At 37.1% G+C, this 15,726-nt stretch carries 12 protein-coding genes, 1 riboswitch and 1 other annotated feature; all 12 genes read left to right on the top strand.

All coding sequences use genetic code 11. The annotated features are described in order from the left end of the window. Positions 1-31 precede the first annotated feature (31 nt). A complete protein-coding gene (locus DVJ99_RS03630) occupies positions 32-748 on the top strand; it encodes a response regulator transcription factor (protein ID WP_105992577.1) in 717 nt (238 codons plus the stop codon). Next, positions 745-2,463 carry a two-component system histidine kinase PnpS gene (gene pnpS / locus DVJ99_RS03635; protein ID WP_114603180.1) on the top strand — a complete coding sequence of 573 codons (1,719 nt, stop codon included), beginning with the start codon at positions 745-747 and terminating at the stop codon, positions 2,461-2,463. Before DVJ99_RS03630 ends, pnpS begins: the two co-directional genes overlap by 4 nt. A gap of 92 nt (positions 2,464-2,555) precedes the next feature. Then, on the top strand, positions 2,556-5,186 hold the full coding sequence (polA, locus tag DVJ99_RS03640; protein ID WP_114603181.1) for a DNA polymerase I: 2,631 nt from the start codon (positions 2,556-2,558) through the stop codon (positions 5,184-5,186). 15 nt (positions 5,187-5,201) lie between these two features. Further along, on the top strand, positions 5,202-6,074 hold the full coding sequence (gene mutM, locus DVJ99_RS03645) for a bifunctional DNA-formamidopyrimidine glycosylase/DNA-(apurinic or apyrimidinic site) lyase (protein ID WP_114603182.1): 873 nt from the start codon (positions 5,202-5,204) through the stop codon (positions 6,072-6,074). A 24-nt stretch (positions 6,075-6,098) separates the two neighbouring features. Then, complete coding sequence (coaE, locus tag DVJ99_RS03650; RefSeq protein WP_114603183.1) at positions 6,099-6,713, top strand: dephospho-CoA kinase; 615 nt, start codon at positions 6,099-6,101, stop codon at positions 6,711-6,713. 160 nt (positions 6,714-6,873) lie between these two features. After that, positions 6,874-7,896 (top strand): glyceraldehyde-3-phosphate dehydrogenase, encoded by a 1,023-nt coding sequence (locus DVJ99_RS03655; RefSeq protein WP_105992582.1) that lies wholly within the window; start codon positions 6,874-6,876, stop codon positions 7,894-7,896. A gap of 144 nt (positions 7,897-8,040) precedes the next feature. Beyond that, positions 8,041-8,514, top strand: a complete 474-nt coding sequence (gene nrdR / locus DVJ99_RS03660; RefSeq protein ID WP_105992583.1) for a transcriptional regulator NrdR — start codon at positions 8,041-8,043, stop codon at positions 8,512-8,514. Between the two features lie 2 nt (positions 8,515-8,516). Beyond that, positions 8,517-9,944 (top strand): replicative helicase loading/DNA remodeling protein DnaB, encoded by a 1,428-nt coding sequence (locus tag DVJ99_RS03665; RefSeq protein ID WP_114603184.1) that lies wholly within the window; start codon positions 8,517-8,519, stop codon positions 9,942-9,944. Between the two features lie 2 nt (positions 9,945-9,946). Beyond that, a complete protein-coding gene (dnaI, locus tag DVJ99_RS03670; protein WP_114603185.1) occupies positions 9,947-10,867 on the top strand; it encodes a primosomal protein DnaI in 921 nt (306 codons plus the stop codon). A 317-nt stretch (positions 10,868-11,184) separates the two neighbouring features. Then, entirely contained in the window at positions 11,185-13,128 is a 1,944-nt protein-coding gene (gene thrS / locus DVJ99_RS03675) for a threonine--tRNA ligase (protein ID WP_114603186.1), read from the top strand. 58 nt (positions 13,129-13,186) lie between these two features. After that, a riboswitch (Lysine riboswitch) is annotated at positions 13,187-13,362 on the top strand. Positions 13,363-13,455: 93 nt separating this feature from the next. Then, positions 13,456-14,943 (top strand): amino acid permease, encoded by a 1,488-nt coding sequence (locus DVJ99_RS03680; protein WP_114603187.1) that lies wholly within the window; start codon positions 13,456-13,458, stop codon positions 14,941-14,943. A gap of 64 nt (positions 14,944-15,007) precedes the next feature. After that, positions 15,008-15,146: a sequence feature (ribosomal protein L20 leader region), on the top strand. A gap of 22 nt (positions 15,147-15,168) precedes the next feature. Next, positions 15,169-15,696, top strand: a complete 528-nt coding sequence (infC, locus tag DVJ99_RS03685; RefSeq protein ID WP_105993049.1) for a translation initiation factor IF-3 — start codon at positions 15,169-15,171, stop codon at positions 15,694-15,696. Positions 15,697-15,726 lie beyond the last annotated feature (30 nt).

Below are 15,726 nucleotides of genomic sequence, written 5' to 3' on the forward strand. Positions count from 1 at the left end.
TTAGGTTGAAAAATACACAGGGGGTACTACCATGACTCAGAAAATTTTAGTAGTCGATGATGAACAATCAATTGTAACGTTGCTGAAATATAATTTGGAAACAGCAGGTTATTTAGTAGAAGTGGCCTATGATGGAGAAGAAGCGCTCCAAAAACTAGACGCTGTTCAACCTGATTTGGTCGTATTAGATGTAATGCTGCCTAAATTAGACGGTATCGAAGTCTGCAAATCGATTCGTTCAGATAAAAATCTTGTTCCGATTTTAATGTTGACTGCGAAAGATGATGAATTTGACCGTGTTTTAGGTCTGGAATTAGGTGCAGATGACTATATGACAAAACCATTCTCTCCAAGAGAAGTCGTCGCACGTGTTAAAGCAATTTTACGCAGATCTAAACAAGTGCACAGCCAAAAAGAAGATGAAACAGATAACGAAGATGTTATTATAGGTTCAATCAAAATCAGACCTGAATATTTTGAAGTATATAAGAACAACGAATTATTAGAATTAACCCCTAAAGAATTTGAATTATTATTATATTTAATTGAGCGTCAAGGACGTGTGATTACAAGAGAGCATATGCTGAACTCTGTATGGAACTATGAATTTACAGGAGATTCAAGAATTGTTGATGTGCACATCAGTCACTTAAGAGATAAATTAGAAGAAAATCCTAAGCAGCCGAAATTGATTAAAACTGTTCGTGGTTTAGGCTATAAATTAGAAAGACCGAAGTCAGCTAATTGAAGTTCTACACACGCTTACTGCTTACGTTAGCCGTACTGATTATCTCTTGTCTCATTGCGTTAGGATTATTAATCAATCATGCGATTTACACGACTATCTCTCAAAGGGATGCGGAAAGTTTAAAGCATGATGCCGAACGCATCAATGAGTCATATGAAAAGCATCACGAACAGACCATCAAAGAATTTGCACATTTAAATAATTTTGCAGTATCCATACATAACAATGATGGAGGCAAAACATTATTTAAGGCAGGAAATGATGTCCCGCCTAACAAGAACATCAATGTTGTCGGCAACCCGTCGAATCTTTTATACGATACGCATAAAGGCAACCACAGATTTACGTATAAGTTTATTGCGAATGATCATTTTGTCATCATTACAGGGTATAACAACGAGATTACGCAGCTTCAATTTGAAGCATGGAAATATATTGCGATTATCGGACTGTTTATTATTGTACTTGTCTTTTTAATTGTCAGAAATATCAACCGTACGTATATCAGACCCATCAATGATGTGACATATGCGACGAAATTGCTTGCACAAGGGCATTACCATATTCGTGTTCCTGAAAGCAATGTCAAAGAGACACGTGATTTATTCGTTACGACGAATGAGTTGGCACGCCGTTTGCAGAAAATGTATAACGAACAAAAGATTCAATCTAATCGTTTAAAAACAACACTTGAGAACATTCCAAGTTCTGTATTGATGATTGATAAATATGGCAAGATTGTAATTGCGAACACTGCTTATTATGATATGTTCAATCCGGAATCAAGTGTAGTAAACAAAAACTATAATAGAGTGATTAAAGGCAAACTCAATACGTTGATTATCGATGCATTCAAAACTGAAAAAACGATCAATGATCAAGTTAAAATTTACTTGAACAATGTACATGAAAGATACTTTGATACAGTGTGCGTACCGATTTTGTCGCGCAAGAAAAAAAGGCTTCAAGGCATGGTAGTTGTGCTCCATGATATTACCAGCTTGAAGAAACTTGAGAACTTGCGTCGCGAATTTGTCGCAAATGTATCGCACGAGTTGAAAACACCGATTACATCTATTAAAGGTTTTGCGGAAACGTTGATAGACGGTGCTAAAAATGATGAAACTACATTGGATGAATTCTTAAATATTATCTTGAAAGAGTCGAACCGCATTGAATCATTAGTGGAAGACTTGCTTGATTTGTCTCACATTGAACAGCAGACAGAAATTACTACAGAGCCTGTTGATTTATCTGAAGTGACCAGAAATACTGTCAAAACGCTGTATACGAACGGCAAAAAGAAAAATATCACATTAGACACTGAAATCGAAGATTATGTGTTGATTGATGCACAAGAATCTAAAATTGCACAAGTTGTCGTGAATATCGTCAGCAATGCGATCAACTATTCGCCAAAAGACAGTGTTGTCCATGTGAGAGTGTACAAAGATAAAGAGAAATGTGTCCTAGAAGTGGAAGACTATGGTATTGGTATTGCGCCTGAAGATCAAAAGCATGTGTTTGAACGCTTCTATCGCGTAGACAAAGCACGCAGCCGAGATTCTGGCGGTACGGGTCTTGGTCTTTCTATCACAAAACACATTGTTGAGGCTTATCATGGCCGTATTCAAATTGAAAGTGAAGTCGGTGTCGGAACAACGTTCAAAGTTATCTTTTTCGACAATAAAAATAAATCTAATAAAATCTCATAATCTTTGCGCCGGATGAATTTCCGGCGCTATTTTTATGAGTGGCATACAGACATATGATAAAATAGAACCAAACCAATTCTGGAGGTTATAGTGTGGAAAAATTAGTGTTAATTGATGGAAATAGTTTAAGTTTCCGTGCATTTTATGCATTGCCTCTATTAACGAATCGCGCTGGAATTCATACGAATGCGACATATGGATTTGCGATGTTATTAGAAAAAATTATCAAAGAAGAAAATCCGACGCATTTCTTAGTCGCGTTTGATGCGGGCAAAACAACATTCAGACATCAAACATATGGTGATTACAAAGGCGGAAGACAAAAGACGCCACCAGAATTAAGTGAACAGTTCCCGCTGATCAGACAACTTTTAGATGCTTATCATATTAAACATTATGAGTTAGAGAATTATGAAGCGGATGATATTATCGGTACATTAAGCAAAGCAGCTGACGAAGCAGGGATGCAGACGATTATTGTAACAGGCGACCGCGACTTAACGCAGCTTGCGACAGATAATGTAACCATTTATTATACGAAAAAAGGTGTAACAGATGTGGACCACTATACACCTGCATTTATTGCTGAAAAATATAATGGACTTAAACCGTCTCAAATTATTGATATGAAAGGTTTAATGGGTGATACATCAGATAATATTCCTGGTATTGCAGGTGTAGGAGAAAAAACAGCGATTAAATTATTGAATCAATTTGATTCTGTTGAAAATCTTTACGACCATTTGGATGAAGTGTCCGGCAAGAAGTTAAAAGAAAAACTTGAAAACGGACATGAAGATGCATTAATGAGCAAACAGTTAGCCACTATTAACGTAGAGAGCCCGATTGAAGTTTCATTGAAAGATACGAAACGACCTGAAGATACAGATCAATCACAAAAAATCGAACTCTTTAAAGAATTAGACTTTAAACAAATGCTGAATCAAATCGATGTGGATGCTGATGTTGAAAGTGAAAGTGCAAAAGAATATAAAGTAGAGACAGATTTTGATGCTATCGACTTTAATCAATTAGAAGCTGCTGCGATTCATTTTGAAGTGGATGAGGGCGACTATTTAACAGCAGATATTTTAAAATTCGGTCTGCATACAGATGACCATTATGTGGTGATTGACGGGTCAGAAGTAACACAACACTCTGCACTTGTTCAATGGTTAGAAAATAAAGATACGAAAAAATATGTTTACGATGCGAAAAAAACGTATGCAGAAGCACATCGTTTGAATATTGATATTCAAAACATTACCTTTGATATTATGCTTGCAAGTTACATTTTAGATCCATCGCGTTCGATTGATGATGTACATTCAGTAGTCAGCCAATATGGACAAAATTATGTGGCTGAAGCGGTACATGTATACGGCAAAGGACGCAAACGCCAAATTCCAGAGGATGAAGTCCTTAATCCTTATATAGCGGCGATATTAGATGCTATTAATCAATGTGTGCCGATTATGCATGACCAATTAAAAGAATACAATCAACTAGATTTATTCAAAGACTTAGAATTGCCGTTAGCACGTATTTTAGGCAAAATGGAAGAACTGGGTGTTTATACGGACGTTGAAGAACTTAAAGAGATGGAAAGCGAAATTCAAGGCAAACTTGATACATTGATTGCACGTATTCATGAAGCAGCAGGCGAATCATTTAATTTAAACTCGCCGAAGCAGCTAGGTGTAGTCTTGTTTGAAAAGTTAGGGCTGCCTGTTATTAAAAAGACAAAGACAGGTTATTCTACAGCAGTAGATGTACTTGAACAGTTACAAGGCGAACATCCGATTATTGAAGATATTTTAGAATATCGCCAACTTTCAAAACTGCAATCAACGTATGTTGAAGGCTTGCAAAAAGTAATACAAGCCGATAATCGTATTCATACACACTTTAACCAAACACTTGCACAAACAGGGCGTCTATCTTCAGTTGATCCTAATTTGCAGAACATTCCTGTTCGTTTAGAAGAAGGCAGACGTATCAGAAAAGCATTTAAACCTGCAGAATCAGGCAATGTGATACTATCTGCGGACTACTCTCAAATCGAATTACGTGTATTAGCACACATTACTGAAGATGAAAGTATGATGAAAGCATTCAGAGAAGGACATGACATTCATACTGCAACAGCGATGAAAGTCTTTAATGTCGAAGCGGATGATGTCGATGGTTTAATGCGCAGACAAGCCAAAGCAGTCAACTTCGGAATTGTTTATGGTATCAGTGATTATGGTCTCAGCCAAAGCTTAGGAATCACAAGAAAAGCTGCTAAACAATTTATTGATGACTATTTAGACAGCTTCCCAGGTGTGAAACAATATATGAGCGATATTGTTAAAGATGCGAAAGCAAAAGGATACGTAGAAACATTGCTGCATCGACGCAGATATATTCCAGATATTACCAGCCGTAATTTCAACCGACGCAGTTTCGCAGAACGTACAGCCATGAATACACCGATTCAAGGCAGTGCTGCAGATATTATCAAACTTGCAATGGTCAATTATGACAAAGCAATACAAGATACAGACTTCAATGCGCATTTATTACTACAAGTACACGATGAGCTGATCTTTGAATTGCCTGAAAGCGAAGTTGAAGCGTTCAGTGCCTTTATCGAAGAAATTATGGATAATGCGATAGAACTTGAAGTTCCTTTACAAGTAGATACGAATTACGGACCTACTTGGTATGATGCAAAATAGAAAGAGGGTACAAGATTGCCGGAATTACCAGAAGTTGAACACGTAAAAAGAGGAATAGAGCCTTTTGTGGTGAATCAAACCATAGAAGATGTAGTATTCTCTGATAAAGTTATAACGGGAAAGAAAGAGAACAGAGATACAATTATTAAACAAATGGACTTATCCATGTTTAAAAATCGTACAAAGGGATATAAAATTACACGTGTAGAACGTAGAAGCAAATATATCCTTCTCTATCTGGAAAATGATAGCGACCGCAGAGTAATTGTCAGTCATTTAGGTATGACTGGCGGTTATTTTGTGGTGAATCATTTAGATGAGATTATTGTACCGAATTACAAAAAACACTGGCATGTCAATTTTAAGTTGAGTAGTGGCAAGCAATTGATCTTTTCAGATATCAGACGGTTCGGTGAAATCAGAAATGTAGATGACATTACGGCATATGCGTCATTTAAAGATATGGCACCTGAACCTTTTGATGAAAATGCGTTGGCACATTACCAACAACAGTTAAAATTGGGTAAATATAAGAATAAACCGATTAAACAGGTCATATTGGATCATAAAGTCATAGCAGGGTGCGGCAACATTTATGCTTGCGAAGCTTTATTTAATGCACGTATTCATCCTAAACGCACGGTACAATCTTTAAGTCAAAAAGAACAGCAGCGTGTGTTTGAAGCAGTCGTGGATGTTTTAGCATTAGGCATTGAACAAGGCGGTACAAGTATATCTGATTATCGCCACGCAGACGGAAAGACCGGCCATATGCAAGATTACTTGAATGTATATAAGAAAAAGGTATGTCCGGTATGTAATGGTCCGATTGAAACAGAAGTGATTGCAGGAAGAAACAGTCACTTTTGTCCAAACTGTCAAAAATAAATTGTGAACGAGGGAGATTTTAATATGCAAAAGGTAATAGGTCTAACTGGCGGAATCGGAACTGGAAAATCTACCGTTTCCGAGTTGTTAGCAGTACACGGCTTTAAAATTGTAGATGCTGATATTGCGGCGAGAGAAGCGGTAGAAAAAGGTTCTGAGGGTTTAGAACAAGTCCGCCGAACTTTCGGAGATGAAGCAATAGATGAAAATGGCGAAATGAATCGTAAATATGTGGGCGAAATTGTGTTTAACGATGACAAAAAGCGCGAAGAACTCAACAATATCATTCATCCGATTGTGAGAGAATTGATGGAAAAACAAAAAGAAGCATATCTGGAACAAGGCTATAATGTCATCATGGATATTCCGTTGTTATTTGAAAATAATTTGCAAGATACTGTAGATGAAACTTGGTTGGTATATGCTTCTGAGAGTATTCAAGTGGAACGTTTAATGGAACGTAATGATTTAACACAAGAGGAAGCTAAAGCACGTGTTTACAGTCAGATTTCAATAGACAAAAAACGCCGCATGGCTGATCATGTAATTGATAACCGCGGTACACTATTGGAATTAAAACAAAACCTAGAAGCATTGCTTGTACAAGAAGGCTATATTAAGAGCTCTGAAGAGGTTTAATTCAGTTTCAATAACAATGTAAATATGAAATCAAAAATTGCTTATCATTAATGATAAGTAATTTTTTTGTTAATTTTGATAAAACGCTTTCATTTTTACGTAAATATGCTATACTTATTCCATAAAGTATAACACATATAAAAATCGAGGGGTGCTTTTTATGACAACGAATATTGCAATTAATGGAATGGGACGCATTGGACGCATGGTTTTGCGTATTGCTTCTAAAAATGATGACTTAAATGTGGTAGCAATCAATGCGAGTTATCCTCCAGAAACAATTGCACATTTAGTAAAATACGATACAACACATGGAAAATATGACGGTGAAGTTGAACCGACAGAAAATGGTATTCGTATTGATGGTCATGATATTAAATTAGTTTCAGATCGTAATCCAGAAAATTTACCTTGGAAAGATTTAAATATTGACATTGTCATAGAAGCAACAGGAAAATTCAATCATGGCGACAAAGCAGATGCGCACATTAAAGCAGGTGCTAAAAAAGTATTATTAACAGGTCCTTCAAAAGGCGGCCATGTACAAATGGTTGTTAAAGGTGTAAACAACGAAGACTTAGATGTTGAAGAATACGACATCTTCAGTAATGCTTCTTGTACAACAAACTGTATCGGTCCAGTAGCTAAAGTATTAAACGACAGCTTCGGAATTGAAAATGGTTTAATGACAACTGTTCACGCGATTACAAACGACCAAAAGAATATTGATAATCCGCACAAAGATTTACGTCGTGCGCGTTCATGCAACGAAAGTATTATCCCAACTTCAACAGGTGCAGCAAAAGCATTGAAAGAAGTTTTACCTGAATTAGAAGGTAAATTGCATGGTATGGCATTACGTGTGCCGACTAAAAACGTTTCACTTGTTGACTTAGTTGTAGACTTAAAACAAGATGTTACAGCTGAAGAAGTTAACAAAGCATTTGAAGATGCTGATTTAGACGGTGTATTAGCAGTTTCAGACGAACCGTTAGTATCAGTAGACTTCAATACAAACCCTAACTCAGCAATCGTTGATTCAATGTCAACACTTGTTATGGATGACAAGAAAGTTAAAGTTATCGCTTGGTACGATAACGAGTGGGGTTATTCAAACCGTGTCGTTGATATTGCAGTTCAAATTGGTGAATTGTTAAAGACTAAAGAAACAGCAACAGCTTAATTGATACTGCTGTCATAAATTTTTGACCAGTTAATTGGAAGTAGGGCTCCAATTAACTGGTTTTTTCATGTCTTAGTTTCCTTTCTTTTGTGACAACAATTTTTATAGTATAATAGGCCTAATCAATAAAAGAGGTGAAAATGAATGAAATGCCCTAAATGTAATTCGACACATTCTCGTGTAATAGATTCCAGACATGCTGATGAAGCTAATGCCATTCGCAGACGCCGTGAATGTGAAAATTGCGGGACTCGTTTTACCACATTCGAACATATTGAAATGAGTCCATTAATCGTTGTGAAGAAAGATGGTACGCGTGAACAATTTTCACGTGATAAGATTTTAAATGGGCTAGTTCGTTCATGTGAAAAGAGACCAGTAGGCTATCAGCAACTTGAAGATATTACCAATAAAGTTGAGTGGCGCCTAAGAGATGAAGGTCAAGCAGAAGTTTCTTCAAGAGAAATAGGCGAACATGTGATGAACTTATTAATGCACGTAGATCAAGTATCTTACGTACGGTTTGCATCAGTTTATAAAGAATTTAAAGATGTCGATCAATTACTTGCGTCGATGCAAGGTATTTTGCAAGAAAAGAATAAACGGAGTGAATCATAATCATGATGCGTCAAAGCGATTTCGGTTTACGACCTCAAGATCCTTTTAAAGTATTGCAAGCTGAAAAACTATCTGAAGCACAATTAGAAGTGCTTAATCGCTTGTTTACGCCGCTAATCGGCACAACAGCTATCGGTGTATACCATTATCTGTCGCAGTTTGCGTCATATCCTGCTGAAAGCAATAAAACTCATTATGTGATTATGAGTGAACTGAAGATAAACTTAGGCGATTTCAGAGAAGAGATGAATCGTTTAGAAGCGATAGGGTTAGTTAAAACATTTGCCAAACATAACGAGCAATATTCACAGTTTGTCTATCAATTAATAGAACCTCCCACATCTAAGAAATTCTTTAATGATCCTATGTTGTCTGTCTATTTGTATAAAGAAGCAGGCGGTAAAAGATTCCATGAATTAAGACGCTATTTTGAAAGCACTCCCATTAATTTAGATGAGTATCATGAAGTGACGCGCAATTTTACAGATGTATTTAAAGTACCGAATCATGTATTTGAACAGATGGATACAACCAATTCAATTATGGAAACTCCGCGATATGAAGGAATGAACTTAGAGCGGATTCAGTTTGATTTCGAACTGCTGTATCAATTGCTGAGCAATCATTTTGTCAGTGCTGAAATTGTCGAAGAAAAATCTAAGCATCTTATTACACAATTAGCAGTATTATACGGCATTACACCTGAAGGTATGAAGAACTTGATTTTAAAATCGCTGACAAGTGCACAGAAAATTTCGTTTGAAGAGTTGCGTAAACAAGCGCGTGCCTATTATGCGATTGAGCATGAAAATCAACTGCCTTCATTAGAAGCTAAAGCAGATATGCCGAATGCTGCACCAGCAAAAGAAACTACGGTATCGCTGACAACAATGCCTAAAACAGACGAGGAGTTTGAAGCGTGGTATCAACTGTTAGATGAAACCAGTCCGGTAGATATGTTAACCAGCTGGTCGGATTCAGAACCGACACCAAGTCAAAAGTATTTAATTGAAGACTTGATTGTTCGTGAACAGCTGCCGTTTGGAGTGATAAATATCTTACTGCAATATGTAATGCTGAAAAATGATAGTCAGCTGCCTAAAACGTATATCTTAGAAATTGCTTCTAATTGGAAGAAAAAAGGTTTCAGTTCGGCAAAAGAAGCCTTTAAGCATGTCAAGTCGATGCAGCAATCGCAAAAAGAGAAAGCACAGCAGCCGCAAAATTACAAAAATCGCAGCAAGTTCAATGATTATAGAAAGCAAACGGTATCGAAAGAAATCACTCCGGATTGGCTGTTGAACAGACAGCATGAAAAACGCCGTAAAAAAGGCGAAAAACGAAAAGTAGATACACATGATGAACAATTCTTAAAAGATAGAGAAGCCTTTTTAAAACAATTAAATGAAACATGGAAGGAGGATGAATAAACATGAAACGATTCAGCAATATTATGCAGACATCACCGGATTTTCAAAAACGCTTTGAAAAGATAAAAAGGGATGTTGTCAATGACCCGGATGTCAAAAAATTTTTAGAAGCACATCAATCAGAGGTCACAAATCGTATGATTGAAGAAGATTTGAATATTTTGCAAGAGTATAAAGATCAGCAAAAACATTATGATGGTCATGAATTCAAAGATTGTCCTAATTTTGTAAAGGGGCATGTACCTGAACTTTATATTGAAAATGGCAGAATCAAAATCAAATACCTTCCATGTCCATGTAAAATCAAACATGATCAAGAGCAGAAAGAAGCACATTTGATTACGTCGCATCATATGCAGCGAGATACACTGGATGCGAAATTAAACGATATTTATATGGATAACCGTAATCGTTTGGATGTCGCAATGGCAGCCAAACGATTATGTGATGATATAGTGAAAGGCAAAAGGGTCAAAGGTTTATACTTATACGGCTCTTTCGGCACAGGCAAATCCTTTATATTAGGTGCAATTGCCAATCAGCTGAAATCTGAATTGATTCCGTCTACCATTGTTTACTTGCCGGAATTTATCCGTACATTAAAGAACGGTTTTAAAGATGGTTCTTTTGAGCGCAAACTGCAAGTGGTCAGAGAAGCTGAAATTTTAATGCTTGATGATATCGGTGCTGAAGAAGTTACACCGTGGGTGCGTGATGAAGTGATTGGACCGCTGCTGCATTACAGAATGGTTCAAGAATTACCGACATTCTTCAGTTCAAACTTTGATTTCAAAGCATTAGAACATCATCTTTCGATTACAAGAGATGGATCTGAGCAGACAAAAGCTGCACGAATTATGGAACGTATTAAATCGTTAGCGGAACCTTACGAATTAGTAGGAGAGAATTTACGTGACGATTGATATTTTTAGAAAATAGGTTATAATGGAATTAAATCTAAATCAACGTAAACATAAGAGGATATGACAATTTATTCCCTGCTATACAGAAAGCTGCTGGTGATGAGAATGCGGCTATCATAATAAAGTGTTACTCCCTTTTAGATATGATATTTGTAATGAATATCCGGCTCAAGACCGTTATCTTATGCAGAGATGAGAAACAGTTATATGGGAATGTTCCTGTTTCTTAAACTAGGGTGGTATCACGAGAACCTCGTCCCTTTACAGGGCGGGGTTCTTTTTATTTTTACGTGAGATTAAAATGGAGGCGTTTTTAAATGGATAAAATCAACATTACTTTTCCAGATGGAAATAGTACTGAATTCGACAAAGGTATTACAACTGAAGAGATCGCACAATCAATCAGTCCGGGATTAAGAAAGAAAGCAGTTGCCGGCAAAATCAATGGACAAATGGTAGATTTAACTCGTCCGCTAGAAGCAGACGGCACAATTGAAATTGTGACACCTGGCAGCGATGAAGCATTAGAAGTATTACGTCATTCAACAGCACATTTAATGGCACAAGCACTTAAACGTTTATACGGAGATGTTAAATTCGGTGTAGGTCCTGTCATTGAAGGCGGTTTCTATTATGACTTTGATACAGATGCTAAAATTTCTTCTGAAGATTTCCCTGAAATCGAAAAAACAATGAAACAAATCGTGAATGAAAATCATAAAATCGAACGCAAAGTAGTCAGCCGCGACGAAGCAAAAGCATTCTTCAGCGACGACCCTTACAAGCAAGAATTAATCGATGCGATTCCTGAAGATGAAAATGTGACACTTTATACACAAGGCGAATTCACTGACTTATGCCGCGGTGTACATGTGCCATCAACTTCTAAAATCAAAGAGTTCAAATTGCTTTCAACAGCTGGTGCATATTGGCGCGGCGACAGCAACAACAAAATGCTTCAACGTATTTACGGAACTGCATTCTTTGATAAAAAAGATTTAAAAGCACACTTGAAAATGCTGGAAGAACGTAAAGAACGCGATCACCGTAAAATCGGTAAAGAACTTGAATTGTTTATGAACAGCCAATTAGTAGGTGCAGGCTTGCCGTTATGGTTGCCGAACGGTGCAACTATCCGTCGTGAAATCGAACGTTATATTGTGGATAAAGAGGTCAGCTTAGGTTACGACCACGTTTATACACCAGTAATGGCGAACGTAGACTTATATAAAACATCAGGCCACTGGGATCACTATCAAGATGACATGTTCCCACCGATGAAATTGGATGAAACTGAAGAAATGGTTATGCGTCCGATGAACTGCCCGCATCATATGATGATTTATAAAAACAAACCGCATTCTTACAGAGAATTGCCGATTCGTTTAGCTGAATTAGGTACAATGCACCGATATGAAGCAAGTGGTGCTGTATCAGGCTTGCAGCGTGTCCGCGGTATGACTTTGAATGATGCGCATATCTTCGTACGCCCAGATCAAATCAAAGAAGAATTCAAACGCGTTGTACAATTAATCTTAGACGTGTATGACGACTTTGGTTTCGAAAACTACAGCTTCCGTTTAAGCTATCGCGATCCAGAAGATACTGAAAAATACTTCGATGACGATGAAATGTGGGATAAAGCAGAAGCAATGCTTAAAGAAGCAGTAGATGAAATGGGCTTGCCATATGAAGAAGCAATCGGCGAAGCGGCATTCTACGGTCCTAAATTAGATGTTCAAGTGAAAACAGCTATGGGTAAAGAAGAAACTTTATCAACTGCACAACTTGACTTCTTATTGCCAGAACGCTTTGATTTAGCTTATATCGGCAAAGACGGAGAAGAACACCGCCCAGTTGTTATTCACCGTGGTGTAGTATCAACTATGGAACGTTTCGTAGCATTCTTAACTGAAGAAACAAAAGGTGCATTCCCAACTTGGTTAGCACCAATGCAAGTTGAAATCATTCCTGTAAATGTTGATTTGCATTATGATTATGCACGTCAAATTCAAGATGAATTGAAATCTCAAGGTGTACGTGTTGAAATTGATGACCGTAATGAAAAAATGGGATACAAAATCCGTGAAGCACAAATGCATAAAATTCCTTATCAATTAGTAATCGGTGATAAAGAAATTGAAAATAATGAAGTCAACGTACGTCAATATGGTTCAAAAGAACAAGAAACAGTTGAAAAAGATGAATTCATTTGGAATTTAGTAGACGAAATCCGATTGAAAAAACAAAGACAAAATTAACTCCTTGATATTACAGAAGAATTAATGTATATTACAATGTAGTTGAATAAATATTAAAAAAAGTGTTAGAGGTTGCATCTTTGAAGAGTTGCTTATCAGAAGCTTTATCGGAGCGTATGTTGAATAAGTTAAAGGCAAAGATGCCGAAATTTACAATAGCCGTAACTATTGTATTTTGGGACAGTTTCCTAATAGGAGCTGTACTGTCACATAATGTGATGTGCTACCGTATATTATAAAGTTCTAATGATGGTCGCATATCAAGCAAGATAGCGGCCATCATTTTTATATTCATGCAAGCCTCTATACTAAAGAAAGGAATCGATTATGAACAATCAATCTAATCAGGATGCAGGCATCCAAAGAGGTCTGAAAGACCGACATATTTCCATGATTGCAATCGGCGGATGTATCGGAACAGGTTTATTCGTAACATCAGGCGGCGCAATTCATGATGCTGGGCCTTTAGGAGCGCTTTTAGCGTATGCTGTTATTGGTATTATGGTTTTCTTCCTAATGACTTCATTAGGTGAGATGGCAACGTATTTACCTGTTTCTGGTTCATTCAGTACGTATGCCACTCGATTTGTAGATCCGTCATTAGGCTTTGCTTTAGGATGGAACTATTGGTTTAACTGGGTTATCACTGTCGCAGCAGACGTAACCATTGCTGCACAAGTAATTCAGTATTGGGACCCGATGAAAAGTATTCCAGCTTGGGCATGGAGTGTATTATTCCTTATCATTATCTTCGCACTGAACTCATTGTCAGTTCGTGTCTATGGTGAAAGTGAATATTGGTTTGCATTAATTAAAGTTGTAACAGTAATTGTCTTTATCGCAATCGGGCTGCTTACAATTGTCGGAATTATGGGCGGAAAATTCATTGGATTTGAAACCTTTACTTCAGGCGACGGTCCAATCCTAGGCGGTAATTTAGGCGGAAGCTTATTATCTATCTTAGGTGTATTCTTAATTGCTGGTTTCTCATTCCAAGGAACTGAGCTGATCGGTATTACAGCAGGGGAATCTGAAAACCCTGAACGTGCCGTACCAAAAGCAATTAAACAAGTATTCTGGAGAATTTTATTATTCTATATTTTAGCAATCTTTGTTATCGGTATGATTATCCCTTATACTCATCCAGCATTGATGGGCGGGGAAGATAACATTGCGACATCTCCGTTTACATTAGTGTTTAAAAATGCCGGTTTAGCATTCGCGGCTTCATTCATGAACGCAGTTATCCTAACTTCTGTATTATCTGCCGGCAACTCAGGTATGTATGCATCAACACGTATGCTGTACTCTATGAGTAAAGATAAACTTGCTGCACCAGTATTCGGCAAAACATCTAAACAAGGTGTGCCGTTCATCGCATTAGTTGCAACAGGTGTAGTTACAGTTGCTATTTTCTTATTACAAAAATTAAGCGGCGGCGCTTATGAATATATTGTTGCTGCGAGCGGTATGACTGGATTTATTGCTTGGGTTGGTATTGCAATCAGCCATTATCGTTTCAGACGTGCATTCACTGCACAGCATCATCATAAATATGAATTAAAATATAAAGCAAAATGGTTCCCATTCGGACCTATCTTTGCAGGTATCTTATGTGTGATTGTTATTATCGGACAAGATGTCGACTTCATTAAAACAGGCGACTTTGATCCAAACAGATTCTTAATCACATATATGGGTATCCCAGTATTCTTAGCTTTCTTCTTGTATCATAAAATCAGATACAAAACGAAAAAAATTCCATTGAAAGAGGTAGATTTACGTCAAGACGTGGATATGAGCCAATTTAAATAAAGTTTCAAATTTTAATTGACTTTATCTCTTAATGTTGATATGATTGTATACGTTGAATACGAAACGAACCAAGTAGAAGCTTCCCGCTTCTCACCTGTAGCGACGCTTAAGGCTGTTGGCAGGTCCAAAACAACGTTGCAATAAGACAACGTTGACTTTATGGAAAAGAGCGGGCACTTCTGTGTCCGCTCTTTTTACTTGGGATATTTCGTAAATATAACGGAGGTGTTAACCATAGCAAAGGATCAAACGCAAGTTAACGAAAGAATTCGTGCAAGAGAAATTCGTGTCATTGGTCAAGACGGTGAACAAATCGGTGTTAAACAAAAACGTGAAGCATTAGAAATGGCGGATCGTGTAGGTTTAGATTTAGTCGTAGTCGCGCCTAATGCTAAACCTCCTGTTGCTCGTATTATGGATTACGGTAAATACAAATTCGAACAACAGAAAAAAGAAAAAGAAATGAAGAAAAAACAAAAAGTTATCAACGTTAAAGAAATTCGTTTAAGTCCAACAATTGAGGAACATGACTTCCAAACTAAGTTGAAACAAGGACGCAAATTCTTAACTAAAGGCGATAAATGTAAAGTTTCAATTCGTTTCAGAGGACGTGCTATTACGCATAAGGAAATTGGTCAACGTGTATTAGAGAAATTTGCAGGCGAATGCAAAGACATCGCTACAGTTGAACAAAAGCCTAAAATGGAAGGCCGTCAAATGTTTATCATGCTAGCACCACTAGCAGAAAAATAATTTTTAAAGATATTATAGGAGGAATTTCAT

The organism is Staphylococcus sp. EZ-P03, from assembly GCF_003344575.1.
GTDB lineage: Bacteria > Bacillota > Bacilli > Staphylococcales > Staphylococcaceae > Staphylococcus > Staphylococcus simulans_B.

Coding starts and splice junctions, on each gene's coding strand:
- dnaI (WP_114603185.1), top strand. CDS start 9,947: ATGAAACGATTCAGCAATATTATGCAGACATCACCGGATTTTCAAAAA.
- DVJ99_RS03630 (WP_105992577.1), top strand. CDS start 32: ATGACTCAGAAAATTTTAGTAGTCGATGATGAACAATCAATTGTAACG.
- DVJ99_RS03655 (WP_105992582.1), top strand. CDS start 6,874: ATGACAACGAATATTGCAATTAATGGAATGGGACGCATTGGACGCATG.
- DVJ99_RS03665 (WP_114603184.1), top strand. CDS start 8,517: ATGATGCGTCAAAGCGATTTCGGTTTACGACCTCAAGATCCTTTTAAA.
- nrdR (WP_105992583.1), top strand. CDS start 8,041: ATGAAATGCCCTAAATGTAATTCGACACATTCTCGTGTAATAGATTCC.
- coaE (WP_114603183.1), top strand. CDS start 6,099: ATGCAAAAGGTAATAGGTCTAACTGGCGGAATCGGAACTGGAAAATCT.
- thrS (WP_114603186.1), top strand. CDS start 11,185: ATGGATAAAATCAACATTACTTTTCCAGATGGAAATAGTACTGAATTC.
- DVJ99_RS03680 (WP_114603187.1), top strand. CDS start 13,456: ATGAACAATCAATCTAATCAGGATGCAGGCATCCAAAGAGGTCTGAAA.